This window comes from Butyrivibrio sp. XPD2006, assembly GCF_000420865.1.
GTDB lineage: Bacteria > Bacillota > Clostridia > Lachnospirales > Lachnospiraceae > Butyrivibrio.
Genome location: NZ_ATVT01000012.1, coordinates 41,489 through 63,994 on the forward strand (window position 1 = coordinate 41,489; position 22,506 = coordinate 63,994).

At 42.7% G+C, this 22,506-nt stretch carries 25 protein-coding genes; 21 read left to right on the forward strand and 4 right to left on the reverse strand.

The features are described from left to right. The first annotated feature begins 8 nt into the window (after nt 1-8). The gene (locus G590_RS0113220; protein WP_022766143.1) at nt 9-1,367 is read left to right on the forward strand and encodes an MATE family efflux transporter; all 1,359 of its coding nucleotides are present in this window, start codon (nt 9-11) and stop codon (nt 1,365-1,367) included. Here the strand turns inward: G590_RS0113220 and G590_RS0113225 are convergent. The 4 genes from G590_RS0113225 to potA are packed head-to-tail and all read right to left on the reverse strand — an operon-like array spanning nt 1,364 to nt 5,904. Next, complete coding sequence (locus G590_RS0113225) at nt 1,364-2,857, reverse strand: extracellular solute-binding protein (RefSeq protein WP_022766144.1); 1,494 nt, start codon at nt 2,855-2,857, stop codon at nt 1,364-1,366. The two genes, G590_RS0113220 and G590_RS0113225, sit on opposite strands and share 4 nt — an antisense overlap. Beyond that, the gene (locus G590_RS0113230) at nt 2,857-3,660 is read right to left on the reverse strand and encodes an ABC transporter permease (RefSeq protein ID WP_022766145.1); all 804 of its coding nucleotides are present in this window, start codon (nt 3,658-3,660) and stop codon (nt 2,857-2,859) included. The genes G590_RS0113225 and G590_RS0113230 overlap by 1 nt, the downstream gene beginning before the upstream one ends. Then, on the reverse strand, nt 3,657-4,445 hold the full coding sequence (locus G590_RS0113235) for an ABC transporter permease (RefSeq protein WP_022766146.1): 789 nt from the start codon (nt 4,443-4,445) through the stop codon (nt 3,657-3,659). Before G590_RS0113235 ends, G590_RS0113230 begins: the two co-directional genes overlap by 4 nt. Nucleotides 4,446-4,455: 10 nt before the next feature. Beyond that, nucleotides 4,456-5,904 carry a polyamine ABC transporter ATP-binding protein gene (potA, locus tag G590_RS0113240; RefSeq protein ID WP_022766147.1) on the reverse strand — a complete coding sequence of 483 codons (1,449 nt, stop codon included), beginning with the start codon at nt 5,902-5,904 and terminating at the stop codon, nt 4,456-4,458. Nucleotides 5,905-6,067: 163 nt separating this feature from the next. Here potA and G590_RS0113245 point away from each other — a divergent pair, with 163 nt between their 5' ends. The 20 genes from G590_RS0113245 (at nt 6,068) to G590_RS0113345 (ending at nt 22,421) form a co-directional block, all read left to right on the forward strand. After that, nucleotides 6,068-6,442 carry a YccF domain-containing protein gene (locus tag G590_RS0113245; RefSeq protein ID WP_022766148.1) on the forward strand — a complete coding sequence of 125 codons (375 nt, stop codon included), beginning with the start codon at nt 6,068-6,070 and terminating at the stop codon, nt 6,440-6,442. 407 nt (nt 6,443-6,849) lie between these two features. Continuing rightward, complete coding sequence (locus G590_RS19560) at nt 6,850-7,869, forward strand: DUF5688 family protein (RefSeq protein WP_022766149.1); 1,020 nt, start codon at nt 6,850-6,852, stop codon at nt 7,867-7,869. Then, the gene (locus G590_RS0113255; protein ID WP_022766150.1) at nt 7,869-8,081 is read left to right on the forward strand and encodes a hypothetical protein; all 213 of its coding nucleotides are present in this window, start codon (nt 7,869-7,871) and stop codon (nt 8,079-8,081) included. Before G590_RS19560 ends, G590_RS0113255 begins: the two co-directional genes overlap by 1 nt. Nucleotides 8,082-8,086: 5 nt before the next feature. Then, a complete protein-coding gene (locus tag G590_RS0113260; RefSeq protein WP_022766151.1) occupies nt 8,087-9,034 on the forward strand; it encodes a DUF6017 domain-containing protein in 948 nt (315 codons plus the stop codon). A 17-nt stretch (nt 9,035-9,051) separates the two neighbouring features. Further along, complete coding sequence (locus G590_RS19565; RefSeq protein ID WP_035763324.1) at nt 9,052-9,873, forward strand: ParA family protein; 822 nt, start codon at nt 9,052-9,054, stop codon at nt 9,871-9,873. Continuing rightward, the gene (locus G590_RS0113270) at nt 9,833-10,774 is read left to right on the forward strand and encodes a ParB/RepB/Spo0J family partition protein (RefSeq protein WP_022766153.1); all 942 of its coding nucleotides are present in this window, start codon (nt 9,833-9,835) and stop codon (nt 10,772-10,774) included. Before G590_RS19565 ends, G590_RS0113270 begins: the two co-directional genes overlap by 41 nt. Before the next feature lie 58 nt (nt 10,775-10,832). Next, complete coding sequence (locus G590_RS0113275) at nt 10,833-11,309, forward strand: PcfB family protein (protein ID WP_022766154.1); 477 nt, start codon at nt 10,833-10,835, stop codon at nt 11,307-11,309. Then, the gene (locus G590_RS0113280; RefSeq protein ID WP_022766155.1) at nt 11,306-13,051 is read left to right on the forward strand and encodes a VirD4-like conjugal transfer protein, CD1115 family; all 1,746 of its coding nucleotides are present in this window, start codon (nt 11,306-11,308) and stop codon (nt 13,049-13,051) included. Before G590_RS0113275 ends, G590_RS0113280 begins: the two co-directional genes overlap by 4 nt. A 161-nt stretch (nt 13,052-13,212) precedes the next feature. Next, nucleotides 13,213-13,950 (forward strand): DUF3800 domain-containing protein, encoded by a 738-nt coding sequence (locus G590_RS0113285; protein ID WP_022766156.1) that lies wholly within the window; start codon nt 13,213-13,215, stop codon nt 13,948-13,950. A 512-nt stretch (nt 13,951-14,462) separates the two neighbouring features. After that, nucleotides 14,463-14,675, forward strand: coding sequence for a Maff2 family mobile element protein (locus tag G590_RS0113295; protein ID WP_026494149.1), 213 nt, complete (start codon nt 14,463-14,465; stop codon nt 14,673-14,675). A 114-nt stretch (nt 14,676-14,789) separates the two neighbouring features. Then, nucleotides 14,790-15,656: a VirB6/TrbL-like conjugal transfer protein, CD1112 family gene (locus G590_RS0113300; RefSeq protein WP_022766159.1), complete on the forward strand. Its 867-nt coding sequence runs from the start codon at nt 14,790-14,792 to the stop codon at nt 15,654-15,656. 18 nt (nt 15,657-15,674) lie between these two features. After that, nucleotides 15,675-16,076 carry a PrgI family protein gene (locus G590_RS0113305; protein WP_022766160.1) on the forward strand — a complete coding sequence of 134 codons (402 nt, stop codon included), beginning with the start codon at nt 15,675-15,677 and terminating at the stop codon, nt 16,074-16,076. Then, nucleotides 16,045-18,474 (forward strand): VirB4-like conjugal transfer ATPase, CD1110 family, encoded by a 2,430-nt coding sequence (locus tag G590_RS0113310; protein ID WP_022766161.1) that lies wholly within the window; start codon nt 16,045-16,047, stop codon nt 18,472-18,474. The genes G590_RS0113305 and G590_RS0113310 overlap by 32 nt, the downstream gene beginning before the upstream one ends. Nucleotides 18,475-18,478: 4 nt before the next feature. Then, nucleotides 18,479-20,188: a C40 family peptidase gene (locus tag G590_RS19570; RefSeq protein ID WP_196802500.1), complete on the forward strand. Its 1,710-nt coding sequence runs from the start codon at nt 18,479-18,481 to the stop codon at nt 20,186-20,188. Between the two features lie 24 nt (nt 20,189-20,212). Continuing rightward, complete coding sequence (locus tag G590_RS0113320; protein ID WP_022766163.1) at nt 20,213-20,482, forward strand: DUF4315 family protein; 270 nt, start codon at nt 20,213-20,215, stop codon at nt 20,480-20,482. Continuing rightward, nucleotides 20,466-21,131, forward strand: a complete 666-nt coding sequence (locus tag G590_RS0113325) for a DUF4366 domain-containing protein (RefSeq protein ID WP_022766164.1) — start codon at nt 20,466-20,468, stop codon at nt 21,129-21,131. Before G590_RS0113320 ends, G590_RS0113325 begins: the two co-directional genes overlap by 17 nt. 61 nt (nt 21,132-21,192) lie before the next feature. Then, nucleotides 21,193-21,417 carry a hypothetical protein gene (locus tag G590_RS0113330; protein ID WP_155828770.1) on the forward strand — a complete coding sequence of 75 codons (225 nt, stop codon included), beginning with the start codon at nt 21,193-21,195 and terminating at the stop codon, nt 21,415-21,417. Continuing rightward, complete coding sequence (locus G590_RS0113335) at nt 21,414-21,752, forward strand: DUF4316 domain-containing protein (RefSeq protein ID WP_022766166.1); 339 nt, start codon at nt 21,414-21,416, stop codon at nt 21,750-21,752. The genes G590_RS0113330 and G590_RS0113335 overlap by 4 nt, the downstream gene beginning before the upstream one ends. Continuing rightward, complete coding sequence (locus G590_RS0113340; RefSeq protein WP_022766167.1) at nt 21,709-22,041, forward strand: plasmid mobilization protein; 333 nt, start codon at nt 21,709-21,711, stop codon at nt 22,039-22,041. The genes G590_RS0113335 and G590_RS0113340 overlap by 44 nt, the downstream gene beginning before the upstream one ends. A gap of 95 nt (nt 22,042-22,136) precedes the next feature. Beyond that, the gene (locus G590_RS0113345) at nt 22,137-22,421 is read left to right on the forward strand and encodes a hypothetical protein (RefSeq protein ID WP_022766168.1); all 285 of its coding nucleotides are present in this window, start codon (nt 22,137-22,139) and stop codon (nt 22,419-22,421) included. Nucleotides 22,422-22,506: the final 85 nt, after the last annotated feature.

Here is a 22,506-nt window from a genome sequence, read left to right on the forward strand (position 1 = left end):
GCACTGAAATGAAACGAGTTGATTTCGAGAACGGAAGAACATTTTCAAATATACTTGCTACGGCAATTCCAATGCTGGTGGCTCAGATAATAAACCTTTTATACAATATCGTTGACAGGATATATATTGCCAGAATCCCCGAGATAGGAACCGTGGCACTGGGGGCGGTTGGACTGTGCTTTCCACTGGTGATACTGACGACAGCTTTTACCAATATGTTTGGAAGCGGTGGAGCTCCGCTGTTTTCAATTGCAAGGGGACAGAAGAATGATGAGAGAGCGAGGCAGATACAGAATACCTCGTTCTTTTTACTGATCGTGACGGGAATTGTACTGATCATTGTGGGTGAAGTTTTTGGAAGACCGATCCTGACGTTGTTCGGTACTTCGGATGCAGCTATGGTATATGCACTCCCTTACCTCAGGATATATCTTATCGGTACTGTTTTTTCGATGATAGCAACGGGAATGAATCCCTTCATTACAGCACAGGGGTATGCTGTTGCCGGTATGACTACGATTGTCGTCGGTGCTGCAGCCAATATTATCCTGGATCCGATTTTTATTTTTCTGCTTGGAATGGGGGCGGAAGGAGCAGCTATAGCAACTGTGATCTCACAGGGATTGTCTGCAATATATGTTCTTAGATTTTTCTTTGGAAAAAAGTGTGCTTACAATCTTAAGATAATGTCTTTTGCAGAAATAAGACGATGCGGCAGGACGGCTGCAGCAATTGTAGGCCTTGGAAGTGCGGCATTTATCATGCAGTTTACCAATGCGATGGTTTCTGTCTCCTGCAACAGCGTTCTGGCGGACGTTGGTGGAGATCTCTACGTATCAATCATGACCATGGTAAATTCGGCACGTCAGATGATGGAAACCCCTATTTTAGCTATTTCTGAGGGTACATCCCCCATAATAAGCTACAACTTCGGCGCTCGCCGTTTTGATAAGATCAAGAGATCAATTGCCATCATGGTGGCTATGGAATTTGGATATACTTTCCTGGTGTGGATGTTTATCCGCCTGTTCCCGGCTGCGGTGATAGGGGTATTCAGTAACGACAGGACAATTCTGGCTGATTCGATACCGGCATTTAATCTGTATTTTTCAACCTTTATCTTCATGACCTTTCAGCATTCGGGACAGGTTGTATTTAAGTCCTTAGGCAGAAAGGGCCACGCAATTTTCTTTTCCCTTTTCAGAAAAGCAATTATCGTGGTCCCTTTAACTTATATACTTCCATATTTATTTCACATGGGAACTGACGGTGTATTTGCCGCAGAACCCATCAGCAATGTCATCGGAGGCATTGCCTGCTTTGTTACCATGCTCTTTACCGTAAGAAAAATGGAAAAGGCCGGTTAAGTGTACATGCTTTCTTTTGCAGCCTTTCTTCTGAGGAAGAAGATCACACCGGCAGCAATGACAAACAGCAATGTGATCCAGGCCCATGCGGGAACGGAGAGGATATTAAAGCATCTTACCCGTATCCACATGCGGTTGATGATCTCGCTCTGTGCCTGGTCGAAATAAACCATAATTGAAGCACGGCGGATCACATCTGCAGAAGGATACTGGGCTGCAAGCTGGCGCTTTAACTGCTGCTTTGGTACAGTCAGAACATAGTCTTCATCTTCAGAATCTCCCGAGAAGAAATATCCGACGGGATACTCTGTCACATCTTCTTCATCCTCGGCACCGTAATTCCAATCAAGATACTCAAATACACGTCCGTCGTCTCCGCCTGAGATGACTGAAGAGTAGCCGATATAGTACATGTTACGAATAACGTTGTCCGGTCTTGATATGAAATTGATAAATGCCTCGGCAGCCTGTTGCTTTGAAGGATCCTGAGCGATACCTTTTTTGAGCATTACCCATCCGTCAAAATAGATATTGGTACACTCTCTTGGGGCTGCAAAGTTAAGGTAGTAGTCGTCTTCTTCAGCCTGATCCATGGCGTAAACCGCGTCACCTGACCACTGATAGTTTGCGACAACCTTACCGGTGATCATATCTGCTTTTCCGGAATCTGTTTCAAAGGAATAGAGGTTATCCTTGATCTGCTGGAGATAGTGCTGTGCCTTGTCTACTGTTTCCGGAGATACATCGTTCATTTCGGCCTGCAGAGCTTCCTTATAGTCAGCTCTGTTTTTGAATTCTTCGGATGTAAGAAGATCTGATTTCAAGGCTCCGACAGCCGCAAAATATGCATCTCTGACATTGTCTTTTATTGTTACCTGGCGACGATATGCCGGATTTTCAAGAAGCTTCCAGGTTGAAGCGTCTTCCTCGCTGACGGCTTCGGGATTGTAAACAAAACCTGTTATTCCCCACATATATCCTGCAGCGCAGCGATCCCATGTGACGCCGTTTATATCGTGAGTCTCGAAGATGTTTTTGATATATGGTGATACACCCTTTATGTAGTAGTTGGTTTCAACTTCCGGGTCAAAAAACCCATCAGATAGCGGCTGAACCATATCATCTGCCATGAGCTTCATGATCATGTATTCGGAAGGGCATACCAGATCATATACATCTCCGATGGTAAGCATGTTGTAAAGATCTTCATTTGTACCAAAGGTGGAATACTCTACCTTTACTCTTGTGCCATAGGTCTCGTAGTACCAGTTTTCAAAATCTTCGATCATGGAGTTCCTGCCGATAATATCGCCACTCTCAAGATCTATCACTTCATCATCGTCCCATTCGCCCTGATCTATATATTCTTCCCAGTTACAGATGCGAAGGGTTATAGCTTTTTCATTTTCTGAAGCAGCGGATACCGGGCAGAAGTCAGCCGTGATAAGACTGACTGCCAATATTAAAGCTGCAATAATTTTCGATTTCATCAGACTCTGTCCTCTTTCTTTTCGCTTCGCTCGAATGCCAGATTCCTTACAACAACAACTATGATGACTATCAGGAATATCAGTGTTGATAGAGCCCACAGTGCAGTCTTAATGCTGGTCTGCGATCCTTTGGTGGCGTTTACAACGTAGGTACTGATAGTGTCAAAGGTTGCCGGTTTGGTATAGGTGGCAATGAAATAGTCATCCAGCGATAGTGTGATAGCAAGGGAAAAGCCGGAGATCATACCTGAAAGTATCTGAGGAATGACGACTTTTCTGAGAGCCTGGAAGGGCTTGGCACCCAGATCCAGAGCTGCCTCATACAGGCTGGAATCCATCTGTTTGAGCTTTGGAATGACTGAAAGATATACAAAAGGAGCGCTTAGAGTTACGTGGCCAAACAGCAGCGGAAGATAACTCTCCTTGTCGATACCGAGCACAACAACAAGCAGGATGCACAGAGAGAAACCTGTTACTACATCAGCGTTGATGACAGGAATCTGGTTAACAGTATCCATTGCAGCTGCTGTTTTTCTGTTTGAATAAAAGGCTCCTATAGCTCCGAGGGTACCAAGAAGCGTGGCAAGAAGTGCTGATGAAAGAGCCAGCAGCACTGTGCCGAGGATCATGGTCTGAAGCTCCGATGTCGTAAAGAGCGTCACATAGTTTTTTAGTGTAAAAGAGCGAATGGCTCCGATCTGGGTAGCGTCTGTAAAACTGTACAGCGCAAGCATCAGGATCGGTACATATAAAAACAGTAAAACCAGAATCGGGATCCCGGTACGGATAATCTTTTTGGTCACAGCAGTGCACCTCCTGTTCTGGTAGTTTCACCCTTGTCATCGTCATTTAAAATATTGATGATGCATATGATACCAAGCAGGATCAATGCGATCATAGAGCCGCCGTTCCAGTTGTAGGCAGAGAAGTAACTGCCGATAAGGCTTCCCATGATATATGTGCTGTTATACAGCATATCGAGTACCACATAGTTAGTCATTGCAGGCAGCAGAACCATTGAAATACCGCTTATAACGCCCGGAAGAGAAAGGGGCAGCGTTATCCGCAAAAATGCATGTCTGTCGTTGGCGCCCAGGTCTTTGGCTGCTTCAATAAGAGATGCGTCCATCTTGGCAAGCGTGTTATAGATGGGAAGTATCATAAAGGGCAGGAAATCATAGGTCATACCTATAACTGAATTGATGAACGGGTAGAACGCAAGGTTTCCTTCTATAAGGCCCAGGATCTCCTTGAGTGCGGTAATACGCAGAGAGAAGTTGATCCACATTGGCATGATAAAGATCATTATGAGCACTGTATTCTTTTTAAGCCTGCCTGTAGTCAGGATATATGCTGTCGGGTAGGCAAGTATCAGACACAAAGCTGTTGTTGTCAGCGCAAGAGCAAAGCTGTAAAACAGTGTGCCTAAAGTGTTTGGGTCTGTAAAAAAGTCTGTCAGGTTCCGAAGTGTGAACTGCCCCTGTCCGTTGGTAAATGCGTAAAAGAATAAAACCAGCAGAGGAGCTACTACAAATAGCAGCAGGAAGACAGCATATGGGATACCTAAAGTTTTTCTGGAAAATCTCATGTGCTCCTCCTTATTTCTTAACCACGAAATTCATTTTATCCATAGGCAGGATAAGACCGACTTTATCGTCCATGTTCCAAAGGTATTCGTCATCTACGATAAAGTCCTGACCAAAATCGGTATTGATAACATAGCTGTAATGGTCACCCTTATAGATAAGGTTACTGATAACACCGGCTACCAGTACCTGTTCGTCGTCTGCATCATCTGTCATGCGGATATCCTGAGGCTCTATGGCAGCGATAATATGTATCTTGTCAGGATCGATAACCTCTCCGTGTTCGTCAAGAAGCTCATGACTTTCATTGCGATGACTTCCCTTGATGAGCTGTGTAAGGCTGACATCGAGCTCTTTGTTGTTAAACTCAAGTCTGTGGTTTCTGTTCATATCAACATGGAAGATATTGGTGTGATTCTCGGCAATCATGATATGTATGCCGTCAGGCTCAACCTTAATACCCACGTCACTTCCTACTTCAGCGGATTTGGTACTCTGGATAACAACCTCATAACGTCCGGACTGAACGGTGATCTCGTAGTGCATGCCTTTGAAGATCACAGAGATAACTTTGCCGCGAATCTGTCCGCTTCCCGGTGGTACAAGCTCAATATCTTCCGGACGTACAACGGCTGTGATCTGTGTGCCCTCAGGAACATCGTCAACGCACTGGAACAGACCGCCTGCAAAGCGCGCCTGCATACTGCCGGTCATGATGCCGTTAAAGATATTACTTTCTCCGATAAAGTCGGCGACAAAAGCATTCCTGGGTTCATTATATATATCCTCGGGAGTACCGATCTGCTGGATCTTGCCCTCAGCCATTACTACGATCTTATCGGACATGGTAAGAGCTTCTTCCTGGTCGTGGGTTACATAGATGAAGGTAATGCCCAGTTCATCATGCATGGCCTTTAATTCAATCTGCATCTCCTTGCGCATCTTAAGATCCAGAGCGCCAAGGGGTTCATCAAGGAGCAGTATTTCAGGTTCGTTTACAAGAGCTCTTGCGATGCCGACACGCTGCTGCTGGCCACCTGAAAGAGTAGAGATGGAGCGCTTTTCAAAGCCTTCCAGATCAACGAGCTCCAGAACCTTTTTTACCTTTTTCTTTATTTCTTCCGCAGGGAGCTTTTTGAGCTTGAGACCAAAGGCAATGTTGTCAAATACGTTCATGTGCGGAAAAAGCGCATAGCGCTGGAATACAGTGTTGATCGGCCTCTCGTAGGGCGGAAGCTGTGAGATATCCTTACCGTTTAAGAGGATGTCTCCGGAAGTCGGCATATCAAAACCTGCGATCATTCGAAGTGTTGTGGTCTTGCCACAGCCTGAAGGACCCAGGAATGTGACGAATTCACCGCGCTTAACTTCAAGATTAAAGTCTTCAACGGCTTTAAACCCATCTTCGAATGTCCGGTTGATGTGTTTTAATTCAATGATGTTTGTGTTATTGTTATCCATTTCGATCTGCTCCTTACCAAGTCGTAACTCAATGCTAATTATTCTATCATTACAGGGGCTGTCATACGATCATCCTCACCGACAACGAAAAAATTAAATTTTTCTAATTTTCAGCCATTGGTACACACTTTATCTTATTATAGTGTAAAAGGAGGAATTTGTAATGAGAATTCTATTAAACATACTTTGGATTATTTGCGGCGGATTAGTGAGTGCGTTGGGGTTCTGGATCGCAGGTCTGTTATGGTGCATCACGGTTGTGGGAATACCGGTTGGCGTACAGTGCTTTAAACTTTCATCAATTTCGCTCAATCCTTTCGGAAAAGAGATTATTGACGATGGAGGAGCTGGTTCGGTTCTTCTGAATCTTCTTTGGATCATATTATTCGGATGGGAGCTTGCTCTTACGAATGCAGTTATCGGACTTATTCTTTGCATCACCATCATTGGAATACCTTTCGGTAAGCAGTTCTTTAAGATTGCCAATGTAGCTCTTTTCCCGTTTGGCAAAAGAGTTGTGAGGACACATGTAATGTAAGAATCAGTTCTTTTTACAAATCAGCCTTAACATGGTAATATATATTCGCCGTGTTAGGGCTATTTTTATGTAAATAATTGTTTTAAAGGAGATATATTACCATGAAGCTGGGAATCGAAAGACTTTTCCTTAATCACGTATAATTACATAAGGTCACGCGAGCCGTTATTTCACGATTGTTTGGAAACTTAAATTACACGTTTCGCTACATAAATTCACATTAGAAAATGGCAGTTGGTGTAGGCCTGGTGTAGCGCTGGTGTAGATACTGTTAACCGGACATCATCACGCAGGATATTTGAATATGGATTTTACATAAAGGGCAGTTGTTCTTAAAGAGAATGACTGCTCTTTTTCTACGCCCAAAATCGGGCACGACCATTATTCAATTCATAGGAGGATACAGTATGAACTACGAAGAGTTCAAAGAAAAATTAGCAAAGGATGTAAAAGAGCAGTTGGAGAAAGACACCGGGAAAGAGTTTGAAGTGGAGGCCAGGAACGTCGAGAAGATGAATGATTCTTATGAGGCCCTTACAGTAAAGGAAACAGATGGCGAAATAGGTGTAAATCTCAATGTAGACAGCCTTTATGCGGCATATGAAGATGGCACTGCTTATGAAGATGTTGTGGACAAGGCCGCAACGATGGCAGGAGATGCTTTGAGCAACAGACCGGAGTTTGATGTCGAAGCCTTCAAAGATTATGAAAAGATGAAAGATAAGCTGGCAATCGAGGTTGTCTCTGCAGAAAGAAATCAGGGAATGCTTGAGACTGTACCACACAAGTCTGTTGAAGATATGGCCGTTGTGTACAGATTTGTGGTTGGAGGAACCCCGGAGGGAGTAGGTTCGATTCTTATAACAAATCAGATGCTTGATATCTATGGTATATCTGCAGATCAGCTTCATGAAGATGCATTAAAGAACGCTCCTGAGATCAGACCGCTGGTCATCAAGGGAATGGGCGAAGTTCTTGCTGCTCAGATGGGCGTTGAAGATCTTGAAATGCTTGGTCTAAATATTCCACCTGAACAGGAGCAGATGTTTGTAGCTTCTGTTGAAGGAAATGTCCATGGCGCCGGTGTTCTTGCTTATCAGAATTTCATGGACCAGGCTGCAGACAGAGTCGGTGGTAGTTTCTTTATTTTACCCAGCAGTATTCATGAGGTGTTGATCATTCCTGACAATGGAAAATTCGATACGGCAAGTCTTGAGAACATGGTAAAAGAGGTAAATGCCACAACAGTGGATCCTTCAGACCAGCTCACAGACAGTGTATATCACTATGATGCAGATGCAAAGGTGTTTGAGCTAGCGGAGAAGTATGAAGACAGAATAAAGGATAAGGAAGTTGATATCAAGAAAGGAACGCTTGAGCATGCAGCGTCTAAGCCTCACAGAGATCGCGGAGGCGAAGCAATCTAATGGAAAAATACGCGGCTGATAAACCAAAGGACTGTAAAAAGTGCTTTTTTGGAACAAGCAAGGGCGTATGCACCAGGCATTCTGAGTGCTTTTACGTCATCAGAAGAAATAAGCAGACGCGTAAAAAGTGTGTGAAGGACTGCCCTTACGGAGCGCACTGGCCATGTATAGGCTGGTGCACCCGTAAGATTCTTGAGGAAATGAGGAATTAGTATAAATGGCTGAGTTTGATTATTTCTATGGTCAGGAAGCGGATCTGTTCAGTTTTATCAGAGTACCGAAGCTGTTGTTTACAGATGCAAGGTTTAAGGAGCTTACAAGTGATGCCAAGGTTCTTTATGGCCTGTTACTGGACAGGATGAGTCTGTCTGCAGAGAATAAATGGTTTGACGAAAGAGGCCGAGTATATATTATCTACACAATTGAGCAGATCAGCGACAGCATAGGATGCTCAAATGGAAAGGCTTGCAGGACACTTAAACAGCTTGTTGATATAGGACTTGTAGATAAGAATTTTAAAGGACAGGGAAAGGCAGCTCTTTTGTATGTGAAGAAGATCCTTTCTGATATGTCACAACGTGAAAACAAGAATGTTCAAAATGGAAATCCTGGAATGCCTAAAATAGAAATCCAAGGATGTTCAAAACAGGAATCTAATAATACTGATATAAATAATACTGACTTTAGTAATACTGAAAATATAAATATCTTATCTAATCTTATCAAGGTATATCCGCCAGAACATATGACTTATTCTGATGATGCGATGAGAAGGGATGAGAAAAGAGATTTCTGTTGGTCTGACATACCTGAGCTTAAAAGAAAAGTCTGTGAGAATATTGATACATGCAGTTTGAAACAACGCTTTCCTTACAACGGTGAGCTAATAGACCAGATAACAAATCTGATTGTTGATGTCTTATCGGACGATGCCAGATATTTCATTGTTGGTGGAGTAAAGAAATCTCCAGAGCTTGTAAAAGATCAGTTCAGGCAGCTTGATTACAGCCATGTAGCATATGTTATAGATTCGCTAAAAAGCAACACAACCGATATTAAGAATGTCAGGCAGTATCTTATTGCAGCACTTTACAATGCGCCACTTACTATAGATGCCCATTATGAAAATATGGTTAGTCATGACCATGCAAGGGGATACTTTTGAAGAATGAGAGGAAGAGTATGAGCAGAGGAACAGTATATGCCCTGGTCAACCAGAAAGGTGGGACAGGGAAGACTCAGAGTACCGAGAATATAGGAATAGGCCTTGCTAAAGAAGGCAAAAGAGTCCTGCTGGTTGATCTTGACCCGCAGGGCTCTCTTACTATCAGCATGGGATATCCAAAGACTGATGATATACCCGTTACGGTGACGGATATAATGAGCAGTGTTCTTCAGGAATACCCGATAGAACGAGATAAAGGAATCATCCATCATTCTGAGGGAGTTGATCTTCTCCCGGCAAACATATCACTTGCAGGGCTTGAGGTTTCGCTAGTGAATGCTATGGGAAGGGAAAGAATCCTGAAAGAATATATAGACTGTGTGAAAAAAGATTATGACGCTGTTTTGATTGATTGTATGCCATCACTTGGAATGCTTACGGTCAATGCACTTACAGCAGCTGACAGACTGATTATTCCGGTTCAGAGTCAGTACCTGTCAGCAAAAGGACTGGAACAGCTTCTCCAAACTGTCAGCAGGGTAAAAAGGCAGATGAACCCGGGACTTAAAATTGATGGGATATTGCTGACAATGGTAGACAGCAGGACAAATTATGCAAAAGAAATCAGTAGCCTTGTAAGAAATGTCTATGGAAAGAATATTAAGGTATATGATACAGAGATCCCTTTTTCTGTAAGAGCAGCCGAGATCAGTGCTGCAGGGAAAAGTATTTATGAACATGATCCTAAAGGAAAGGTTGCCGAGGCATATAAGAAGCTGACAAAGGAGGTGCTGAAGAATGCAGAAATCTCGCGGAAACATTCAGCTTTCGAGTTATGATGACATTTTTGGCAGTTCAGAGGTTCAGAGTAAAGAAGATAGAAATGGAACCGAGCAGGTTCAGGATATTCTTTTATCGGAGCTTCATCCATTTAAAAACCATCCCTTTAAGATTCTGGATGATGAAGCGATGGATAAAACTGTTGAAAGTGTCAGGGAGTTTGGAGTCCTCACTCCGGCAATTGTGCGACCGAGAGATGAAGGCGGATATGAGATTGTGTCAGGCCACAGAAGATGTCATGCTTCGGAAATTGCTGGAAAAGAAACGCTTCCGTGCATCATAAGGAATTTGGATGATGATGCAGCCACAATATTGATGGTAGATGCCAACCTTCAGAGAGAGGAACTGCTTCCAAGTGAGAGAGCATGGGCCTTTAAAATGAAGCTTGATGCCATGAAGAGATTAGCAGGCAGACCATCAAAAGAAAATGCGTCCCAAATTGGGACACATTTAAGGTCTGATCAAATTTTGGCAGAAGAAACAGGCATTAGTCGCAATCAGATTCAGCGATATATTCGTCTTACAAATCTTCTTCCTGAAATACTTGATATGGTTGATAACAAGCAGATCGGCTTCAATCCGGCAGTAGAGCTTTCATATCTAGACGAAGATGAGCAGAGGCGTCTTTTAGAGGCAATGGATTTTTCACAATCGACACCATCGCTGTCCCAGGCGCAGCGCATAAAGAAAATAGCTCAGGAGGAAGGTATAACGCAGGAGGCAATGAATGTGATCATGTCAGAAGAGAAAAAGTCAGATGTGGACAGAGTAACAATAAAAAATGATATTCTCAGGAAGTATTTTCCGAAGTCATATACACCAAAACAAATGGAGGAAACAATCGTGAAACTGCTCGAACAGTGGCAGAAAAAGCGCGAAAGAGAACAAAATCTTAGTTGATCAGGTAGAGCAGTAGATACAAAAGTCTACTGCTTTTGTCATTGAAAGGGGGATTCTTATGCAGGAGGAGGTAGAACAGAAAACCATAAATCTGGCGGTTACCGTTACCAAGTTTTCATGGAGAGTAATTACAGGTGCAGTCAGATCTTTTATAAATTACAGAAGACACAAGCAGATGATGGGGCCAAAGCGCTATAGAGGAAAGCAGACTGTAAAACAACTTCTCAGCCAGGACCAGGGAGCTACAAGCATGCTTGTGGGCGACGAAGGTATTAAAGATTTTCAGCGTATTGCAAAAAGATATGGCGTTGACTTTGCCATTACAAAAGATAAATCGGTAGATCCACCTAAGTACACAGTATTTTTTAAGGCAAAAGACATGGATGCCCTTGAAGCAGTAATGAACGAGTTTGAACAGGTAAAAGCATTCAAGAAAGACCGGCCAAGCGTGCTTCATCAGCTTGATATATACAAAGAAAAGGCAAAAGAGCAGATGGTTAAAGCAAAAATCAGAGTAAAGGAGATGGTCAGATGACACGTAAACAAAAGCGCATTATTCTGCTCAATCTCCCATATGTGATTATGGGGCTTGTGGGTACTAACATAGGCGAGGCATGGAGATTGTCCTCAGGAAGTAATGCCTCCGAGAGAATTGGCTCACTTATGAATACACTACCGCAGGCTTTATCAAATATGTTGCCAAGTTTGTATCCATTTGACATCTTAGTAGGAATAGCTGTAGGAGCAGGTATCAGATTGGCAGTTTACCTGAAAGGTAAAAATGCAAAGAAGTATCGGCCAGGAGCTGAATATGGAACTGCAAGATGGGGAAAGCCACAGGACATAGAACCATTTGTAAATCCCAAGTTCCAGGATAATGTTATTCTGACCCAGACAGAGCGTCTTACCATGGAAAGCAGACCAAAGAATCCTAAGTATGCCAGAAATAAAAATGTACTGGTTGTTGGTGGATCCGGATCAGGTAAAACGAGATTCTTTCTTTTGCCGAATCTTTTGCAGATGCATAGTTCTTATGTGATAACAGATCCCAAAGGGGACCTTATCCTTAAGACAGGAACAACATTAAAAAAGCATGGTTATGATGTAAAAGTCTTTAATACCATCAATTTCAAAAAGAGCATGCATTACAATCCGCTCCGATATATCCATTCCGAGAAGGATATCCTGAAACTCGTAAATGCTCTTATATCTAATACCAAAGGGGAGGGAAAATCAGGGGATGAATTTTGGACTAAAGCCGAGACACTTCTTTATACTGCCTATATTGGCTATATTTATTATGTTGCTCCATATGAGGAACAGAACTTCAACACTCTACTTGAACTTATAAATGCATCCGATGTCAGGGAAGATGACGAGGACTATATGAGCCCGGTGGATATGCTTTTCAGAGATCTTGAGAGAAAAGAGCCTAATCACTTTGCTGTAAGGCAATATAAAAAGTTCAAGATAGCTGCCGGCAAGACCATGAAATCAGTGCTCATAAGCTGTGGAGCTAGACTTGCGGCTTTTGATATTGAATCAATCCGAGAGATCACTTCTTATGATGAACTTGAGCTTGATGCTCTGGGAGACAAAAAGACAGCACTTTTTCTTATCATGAGTGATACAGACAACACTTTCAATTTTTTGATTGCGCTTATATACACGCAAATGTTTAATCTTTTGTGTGAAAAGGCTGATGATGTTTACGGAGGAAAGCTCCCTGTTCATGTGCGCTGCCTTATTGATGAGACAGCCAATATTGGACAGATACCTAATTTGGAGAAACTTGTTGCTACGATCCGAAGCCGTGAGATCAGCGCATGTCTTTTCTTGCAGGCCAGATCACAGCTTAAAGCTATCTATAAAGATAACGCAGACACTATTGTTGGAAATATGGATTCACAACTCTTTCTTGGTGGAACAGAGCAGTCTACGTTAAAGGAGTTGAACCAGATTTTAGGTAAGGAAACCATTGACATGTACAATACCGGTGAAAGTAAGGGTAATAATCCATCGTATTCCATGAATTACCAGAAGACAGGGAAGGACCTCATGACGATGGATGAACTTGCCGTTATGGATGGTGGAAAATGCATTCTGCAGCTACGCGGTGTGAGACCATTTATTTCTGACAAATATGATGTAACCCAGCATCCGCATTATAAGGAAACTGCAGAATATGATAAGAAGAATCTGTATGATATTGCAAAGAATTTGAATCCCAGGATGTCTTTGAGAGAAGAGGACATTTATGATGTGGTAGAAGTATAGGATGAAAAGCTCGGTAGCCATATGGCAACTCAATTTGGCTACCGACTTTATGACAAGTAATACACTATAAAAAAAGAATATCGGTGATAATGAAAATGTAATATAATTACTTGTACATGATTAAGGCATGGCAATTATGACGTAGGATGGAAGGCTTTTAGATGGGAGAAGTACAGAACGATAATACTGTATATGTTTATGTGGACGAATCAGGAAGTATTACCAAAACAAATGTCAGTAATAACAGGTACTTTGTTATTGCCATGGTATTCACAGATAATCCAATAGCGATTAGGCGACTGTTTAAAAAGAAGATTTCACAGATGATAAAGAATAACAGCAAGAGGAAAGAGGAACTGATACTCAATAAGGAAATTAAAGGATCAGATCTTTCCGAAAAAGAGAAAATTAAAATTTATCATCATATTCTGGCACACGGTAGTGACAAGATTGAACTGGGAGTTATAGTTTTAGACAACAATTATACTAATGATAAGTTTATAGAAAACCATGCAAGAACGTTTAATTATATGGTTCAAGTTTATTTTGACAGTTGTTTTAGAAAGCATAGCAAATATATGACTGGTGCTGGAAATATAGATATTTTGCTTGATGAGCAAAATGTTGCTACCGGTGCTAAGTATGACCTAGAGGAATATCTAAATCAGCAACTTACTATAAAAAATCCTATCTGTGATAAGTTTTCTGCAAGTTATACAGATTCAAAGAATGAAAAACTTGTTCAACTAGCAGACTTTGTTGCAAACACCTTCTACAGAAATATAGAGAAGAAAGACAGAGATAGTGCTGAATCAGTAAAAGAGTGGATAAATACTCTGTGTGGGGAGGATATTTTTGATTTTTCTGAAGCACATGACATTAAGTTGAATATAAATTGAATTTTGACTTATTGCGATATAAGTGATAATATGTAACTAGCAAAGTAAATCGTTGTAAACCGCATGAGGATGTAAGGCAGATGTAAGCTGTCCGGTCCAGCGTTTTTGTTAGAAAGGCATTCCAGATATGGGATGTCCTTTTGTTGTATAAGGGGAATTTTACATAGACCAGCAGAGGCCGGAGACGTCCGGTACTTACTGGTCTATTTTTATGTCCAAAATCAGGTGCACATGAAGAAGGGGCATAACGAAACTATAAATCATTTTTTTAATCAGAGAAAGGAGAGTAGTCCGAAAACTTTAAAGGTTTCGGATGAAGGATGGATTATGAAGATTGGTTATTTGATGAAGGAGGGAGTATGAAGATGAAAGTTTTCGGGCGTGGAGCCCTGTCTGTATGTAGCAATATATGGAGAAGGATAAGATGTACTTTATCCAGCGCTTACAAAAAGCTTCTAAGATATAAGAAAACAGAGGCAGATACAGTAGACGATGGGGCTCCGGTGAACAGCATGGCATTCTTTAATTCAGCAGTCGGAGTTTTACAGACACTTGTAGTAGCACTTGGCGCTGGTCTTGGCGTCTGGGGAGTCATTAACCTCATGGAGGGGTATGGCAATGACAACCCTGGAGCTAAGAGCCAGGGAATGAAGCAGCTGATGGCGGGAGGTGGAGTTGCCCTCATCGGAACACAGCTCATTCCTCTTCTTTCAGGTCTTTTTTGATCTGAGAAAAAAGCGCGACCTGCCGCGCGATAGCAAGTAGCAGGACTGAAAATTTCATATTGTCTGGGGCTGGCTTCACACCAGCCCCATTATTAAAGCAAAGGAGCAAGATTTATGGACAGAGTTATAGAAGAATTGACCTCCTGGCTTAAGTCTTTACTTGTTGATGGGGTTATGAGTGTTATAGAAGACATGTTCCAGAGCGTTAATGACCAGGTCGGTGATATCACATCTCAGGTGGCAACAACACCATCTGCTTTTCAGCCGGCAGTCTTCAACATGATCAGGAACCTGTCAGAGACGGTGATAATGCCTATAGCGGGAATGATACTTACATTCATTGCCTGTTATGAGCTCATTCAGCTTGTCATAGCACATAATAACCTGGCTAACTTTGAAACGTGGATATTCTTTAAATGGATCTTCAAGACATATGTGGCAGTAATGATGATAACTCACTGCTTTGATATAACCATGGCGGTATTTGATGTTGCCCAGCATGTTGTAAATAACAGCGGAGGCCTTATATCTGCCTCAACTGCGATAGATGATTCAGCTCTTTCATCCATGAGGGCTACTGTTGAGGCCATGGACATGGCAGCCATATTTGGACTGTTCTTTCAGGTACTGTTTGTGAGCATTGCAACGCAGATCATATCGGCATTCATCTTCGTGGTCATTTATGGGAGGATGCTGGAAATATACTTGTCGATCAGCCTTGCGCCTATCCCGTTTGCGACATTTGGAAACAGGGAGCAGAGCCAGATAGGACAGAATTATTTAAGAGGCCTGTTTGCACTTGGCTTTCAGGGATTTCTTATCATGGTATGCCTTGCTATCTACGCAGTGATGATACAGTCTGTGGCGTTTTCGTCTGATATTGTCGGATCCATGTGGGCGGTTCTGGGATATACAGTTCTTTTGTGTTATTCGCTCTTAAAGACCAGCTCATTATCAAAGAGTATCTTCAGTGCCAGATAAACAGGGGGTTATAGGAGTATGGCAAATTTTGTATCAGTGCCCAGGGATCTTACAAGGGTCAAAGATAAGATAGTATTTGGTCTCACAAAAAGACAGGTCATCTGCTTTTCACTGGCGGCGCTCGTGGGAGTCCCGCTCTTTTTTATTACAAAAAAGATAACGGAGAACATAAGCGCATCGACGCTTACCATGATGGCTGTGATGCTGCCCTTTTTCTTTGTTGCCCTATATGAAAAAGATGGGATGAACTGTGAGACCATACTTCGTCATATGATCACATGGCGATTCAAAAGACCAAAGATAAGACCCTACAGGACACAGAATTATTACGCTGCCCTCATGAGGCAGAAAGAACTTGAAGAGGAGGTAGAGGACATTGTTATTTCCTATGTTCAGAAAGAGAAAGAAAAGAAATCTTAAGATCCCGGCCCGCCTCTCATCAGAGGAAAAGAAGCAGATAAAGAAAATCATTGATGAGGCAAAGAAGTCCGACAACATGCCTCACTCGGCGCAGGAATCCGTGACTTTCGAGAGGATGTTCCCCAGTGGTATCTGCAGGGAAGAGGGAGATTTTTATTCCAAGACGATCCAGTTTCAGGACATCAACTACAAGCTGGCCCAGGATGAGGATAAGACCATCATGTTTGAGGAGTGGTGCAGCTTCCTTAACTTTTTTGACAGCTCAGTAGAGTTTTCACTGACTTTCATGAATGTCAGCACTGATGCCACGAGCTTTGAAAAGAGCATAAGGATCCCACTTAAGAAGGATGGCTTTAATATCACAAGGGATGAATATTCAGGAGTCCTGAAAAGGCAACTTGAGAAAGGTAACAACGGTCTTACAAAGACCAAGTACCTTACTTTTGGCATCCACGCTTCTTCAATAAAGGAGGCGAAGCCAAGGCTCAATCACATAGAAATAGATATATTGAACAACTTCAAGCACCTTGGAGTCATGGCAGATCCGCTGACCGGAAAAGAGCGTCTTAAGCTCATGCATGACATCTTTCATATGGGTGATGATGACAGGTTCATGTTTGACTGGAAGTGGTGCGCTGAAAGAGGCCTCGGACCTAAGGACTTTATTGTACCCAGCAGCCTGGCTTTCCCTAAAAAGAGAATGTTTGAGATGGGAAACATGTACTGTTCAATGAGTTTTCTTTCAATTACTGCATCAGAGATAAATGATGAGATGCTGGCGGATTTTCTTTCCATGGATTCGTCACAGATCCTTAATATCAACATGCAATCAATTGACCAGAATACAGCCATAAAGAATGTAAAGCACAAGATCACTGAGTTGGACAGAAACAAGATCGAAGAGCAGAAAAAGGCTGTGCGTTCCGGGTATGATATGGACATCATTCCATCAGATCTTGCAACATACGGTACAGATGCCAAGGCACTTCTGAGGGAGCTTCAGAGTCAGAATGAGAGAATGTTCCTCATGACGTTCCTTATCATGAATACCGGAAGAACTGAGCGTGAGCTTGAAGCAAATGTTTTCCAGGCAAAGAGTATAGCCCAGAAGCATAACTGTATCCTCGTTCCGCTTGATTATCAGCAGGAAATGGGGCTTATGAGCAGCCTTCCTCTGGCACATAACCATATCGAGATACAAAGGGGCATGACAACTTCAAGCTCAGCCATCATGATCCCTTTTACAACACAGGAGCTTTTTCAGGAAGGAGATGAGTCTCTTTATTATGGACTTAATGCTTTATCCAATAACCTTATCATGGCAGACAGGAAAAAGCTCAAGAACCCCAACGGGCTTATCCTTGGAACACCAGGATCAGGAAAGTCATTTTCTGCGAAGAGAGAAATGGCCAATGTCATGCTGGCTACAGATGATGACATCATAGTCTGTGATCCGGAAGGTGAGTACGCACCTCTTGTGCAGAAGTTCAACGGCCAGGTCATAAAGATCAGTGCCAATTCTACCCAGTATATAAATCCCATGGATATCAACCAGAACTATTCCGATGATGACAATCCAATAGCTCTTAAAGCAGAGTTCATCCTTTCACTATGCGAGCTTGTCCTTGGCGGAAGAGAAGGCCTCATGCCCATTGAGATAACTGTAATAGACAGATGTGTCCACAAGATCTATAACAGATATTTTGATGATCCAAGACCTGAGAACATGCCTATCCTGGAAGACCTGTACAATGAGCTCTTAAAACAGGGCGAGTCAGAAGCGCGGAACCTTGCTACAGCCCTTGAAATATATGTAAAGGGGTCTCTGAATATTTTTAACCACAGGACAAACGTGGATGTCCATAACAGATTTGTCTGTTATGACATAAAAGAGCTGGGAAAGCAGCTCAAAAAGCTGGGAATGCTCATAGTTGAGGATCAGGTCTGGGGAAGAGTCTCAGCAAACAGGGACTGCGGAAAGAGTACCCGTTACTATATGGATGAGTTCCATCTGCTCCTAAGAGAGAAGCAGACAGCCAGCTACAGTGTGGAAATATACAAGCGTTTCCGTAAGTGGGGCGGCATTCCGACAGCCTTAACGCAGAACGTAAAGGACCTGCTTTCATCTCCTGAGATAGAGAATATCCTGGAAAACTGCGAGTTCATCTATATGCTCAATCAGGCAACCGGAGACAGAAATATCCTGGCTCAGAAGCTCGGTATAAGTGATCATCAGCTTTCTTATGTCACGCAGGCAGGTGAGGGTGAGGGGCTTCTCTTTTTCGGAAATGTGATACTTCCTTTTGCAGATCATTTCCCTAAAGACATCGAACTTTATAAGATTCTAACGACAAAGCCTAATGAGCTTGCCCAGTACAAAGAAGAGAAGGGAGCATAAAGATTTGGATGACAGAAAGCGTAAGAAAAGTAAGTTTCGGACGAAGTCCTCCATGAAGGAGGAGTTTGGAAAGAAGTTAAGGCATGGCAGGGGCAGTTATACAGCTTCTGGCCAGCGGAATGAAGCATCTGCAGAGGACGCAGAGATAACTAAGAAGGTTCTTAAAGGCAGGGAGCAGTCAAAAGAACTGTTGGGAGTAAAGGCTCAGATGAAAGCCCAGGAAAAAGCAGTTTCAGCACAGGAGGCTCAAAGAGCAGCCCACCGCCGAAACATGGGAAGATCTCCTATCGGCTCGGGCAGGGCTGCATTTATAGCTGCAGGCACAGTATCTGATGTGGCAGGGAAAAGCCAATATTCTGATGATGGTGATAACAACATTTCTGAAGATATCATAAATGATGCCGCACATGGCTCTGAAGAAGCTGCTCACATGTTAAAGGAAAGTTCCTACAGACAAAAGTTAAAGCGTGAGCATAAAGAAGAGAAAAAGCATGCCAACGAGCAGAATCCTAAGGACGGATCAAACCCAAGATCAAGAGCAGCGCAGAAAAAGAAAGTAAGGAAGTCCTATTATGACAGGGAAAAGGAGAGGCAGGCAGCAAAGGGGGGAATCACAAGGCTTGAAGATCTTGTGAACAATCTTTCTGAAAAGATAAGCGACCTTGCCGCGGCAATCGCCAACTTTGTCAGGGACAATCCAAAGCTCATCGTAGCCATCATAATCGTGGTGCTTATCATTATCATGCTGTCCACAATGCTCAGCAGCTGTTCTCTGGTCATGCCCGCTATGACAGATGGCGGAGCAGTCTCTTCTTATTCTGCCTATGATGAGGACATAACCGGAGTAGAGAAAGATTACCGGAAGCTGGAAAAAGAACTCAGCGATACCATAGAAGATACTGAAACTCTTTATCCTGATTACGATGAGTATGAGTACGAGCTTGATGAAATAGGGCATGACCCATTTCAGTTAGCAGCGTTTCTTACAGCAAAATATGATGATTACAAACGCAGGGACATGAAGAACATCATAAAGGAACTTTTCAAAAAGCAGTATAAGCTCACGTATTCATCAAGAGAAGAAACGAGAACAGATACCTGGGTAAATGATGACGGTACGACCGGTTCAAATACGTATACTGTAAGTATTTTGAAAGTGAAACTGGATAACAAGGGCCTTGAGTATGTTATTGAGCACTCCGGCTTAACTGATAAGCAGAAAGACCATTACGAGCTTCTCATGTATACCCGTGGCAACAAAGAATATCTTTTCGAGGATGTTTACGGTGATGGGGATGATGAGGATTACAGTATCCCCGGGGATGCACTTACAGATCAGCAGTTTGCAGCAATGATAGCTGAGGCGGAGAAGTATCTTGGCAGAGAGTATGTCTGGGGAGGGAGCAGTCCTTCAACAGGTTTTGACTGTTCCGGTTTTGTATGCTGGGTGATAAACCACAGCGGATGGCATGTAGGAAGGACAACTGCACAGGGACTTAGGAAGATATGTACCAGGATCTCACCGGATGATGCGAAGCCGGGAGATCTTATTTTTTTCCAGGGAACCTATGACACTCCAGGGGCAAGTCATGTGGGGATATATGTTGGAAATGGAATGATGATCCATTGCGGAAATCCTATTTCCTACACATCGGTCAATACCAAGTACTGGAGGAATCACTTCCTCTGCTATGGCAGGCTTCCGGAGCAGTAACATTTCATGAGAGGGGGGAGAAAAATGTTTGAAAGGTTAGACAGATATAAGGCTGAACTTGCAAAAGCCAGGGAAAGAAAGGCTGAGATCGATGCAAGGGTCAGGGCACTTGAAAAGAAATGTCAGGAGGAAGAAAAAACTGCAGTCCATGACATGATGAAGGCTGCAGACATTACTCCTGAGGAGCTTCAAAAGCTCATAACCTACACAAGGATAAAAGGGAACATGCCCGGTGATAAAAGTGTAGGGGAAATAGTAAATGAGGAGGGGATCACAGATGAAACAGAAGATTAAGGCATTACTTTTAAGAACGGCGATAATTACAGCAACCATTTTTGGTATGGCGGGACCATCCATTACTGCTTATGCCCATGTTGATCCGGCTGATATAGAAGCTGAGGAGACTGAGCCTGAACCACCGGCATATGATGAGACAGAGAAGATGGGACCACTCACTCCGGACGGGAATCTTACAATTGTTGATGACTATGGTGATCCTGATAAGAGTGGCAAGCAGTTCATCACTGTAACCACCAAGAATGGGAATATCTTTTATATCATCATCGACAGGGATGATGAAGGAGAGAACACAGTTCATTTCCTGAATCTTGTGGATGAAAGGGATATCCTATCTCTTCTTGATGAGGATGAGATAAAAGAGCTTAAGGGAGAAACTGACGAGGAAGAGATGCCTGCTCCTGTTGTCGAAGAACCAAAAGAAGAACCGGAGCCTGAACCCGAACCTGAAAAGAAGGGCGGCTCAAAGGTGGCTCTTATAGTAATAATCTTGCTGCTTGCAGGTGCCGGAGGTTTTTATATTTATTCCAACAGGGATGAGTTCATCCATAAGGAAAAAGAAGATCCTGATAAGGACTTCCAGGAGGATGAAGAGAAAAATGTTCTCGATAATGTTCCTGAGGAGAATGAAAATCCTGAGGAATGAAACACAATCGACAGCTGCAGATTCTATGTCTGCAGCTGTTTTCAGAAAGGGGGAAATAACCATGATCGAAGCAGAAGTAAATGAGAATCTGACCGCAGAAGAAAAGGTGGACATAATCACAAACCGTCTTTCCAGCTACAGCTTCAGAATGGGCGAGGTGGTAGATGCCAAAAAGAAAGAGGCAAAGAAAAAGAAACAGCTCATAAAGCGCGGGAAAACAGACGGCAGGGATTCTGTTCTTCAGAAACTGGAGAACTATAAAAAAGCAAAGGGGGTACTTGCATGAGCGGACTTGATATAGCAAATGACAGACTCCATAAGGAAGAAGAACTCACAGAAAAAGAGGAATCTATCCTTGAGCAGCACAGTATTCATTCCAAAAAGAACTACCTGAAATCTGTGGAGGATATCGTTGAATGTAACGACAATAATTTCGATGGCATGATCAATGCAGCGCCTGATGACAGCGATGGTGATGGGGATGCAACAACGGAACTGTCCAGTACCAAAGCCAGGGAATATGAGGAAGCAAGGGACAGGGCAATTGAGGAAGAGAGTGCAGCAAAGGAGAGAAAACATGCAAGAGCGCACGCACAAAATCACCGTGAGATTGACAGATGAGGAGTATGCAAGGCTCCTTGTCAAGATGGATGAGGTTGGTGTTAGTAGCATGAGCATGTATATACGGAAGATGATCCTTGATGGCTACTGCGTGAGACTGAAGACAGACGACTTTAGTGAGATCGTTTATCTTCTGAGGATGTGCTCCAACAATCTGAATCAGTATGCAAAAAAAGCCAATGCTTTTGGTGATGTATATGCTGCAGATATGGAAGACTTAAAGATGAGGCTCGATGAGATATGGGAGCATACCAAAAACATGATGATAGCTTTTTCTCAGATCAGGTAGCTTTACAATCGGCAAACTTGGCAGATATTTTTTGCAGACATATCATTATGGCAAAGGAAACGTAAACCTGAGTAACAGGGGATTGGAGGCATCATATGACTATAATAAAAATCGCACTTAAGATCATGCTCTTTCCGTTATTTCTGATAGTATTTACTGCAAATATGTTTGCTAAGATGTTCATGAACATATCAGGAGTTGTAGCAGGACTCATGTTCCTTATAGGAGCCGGCCTTATAATCTACTGCATTGCATCTCACATATATTTTGGAATCCTGATGGTATTTATTGCCGGTGTTATGGTGTCGGCGGTAATGCTTGCAATTGGATTTGGAGAGCATCTTCTTGATATGGCGGTTGAGCTTTATCAGGATTTCTGATATGAGGTGACAACTAAAACATGGCGCATGAGAGCAGTCTGTATTTTGAAAATATGGGCTGCTTTTATTATGCCCTGGAGCAAGA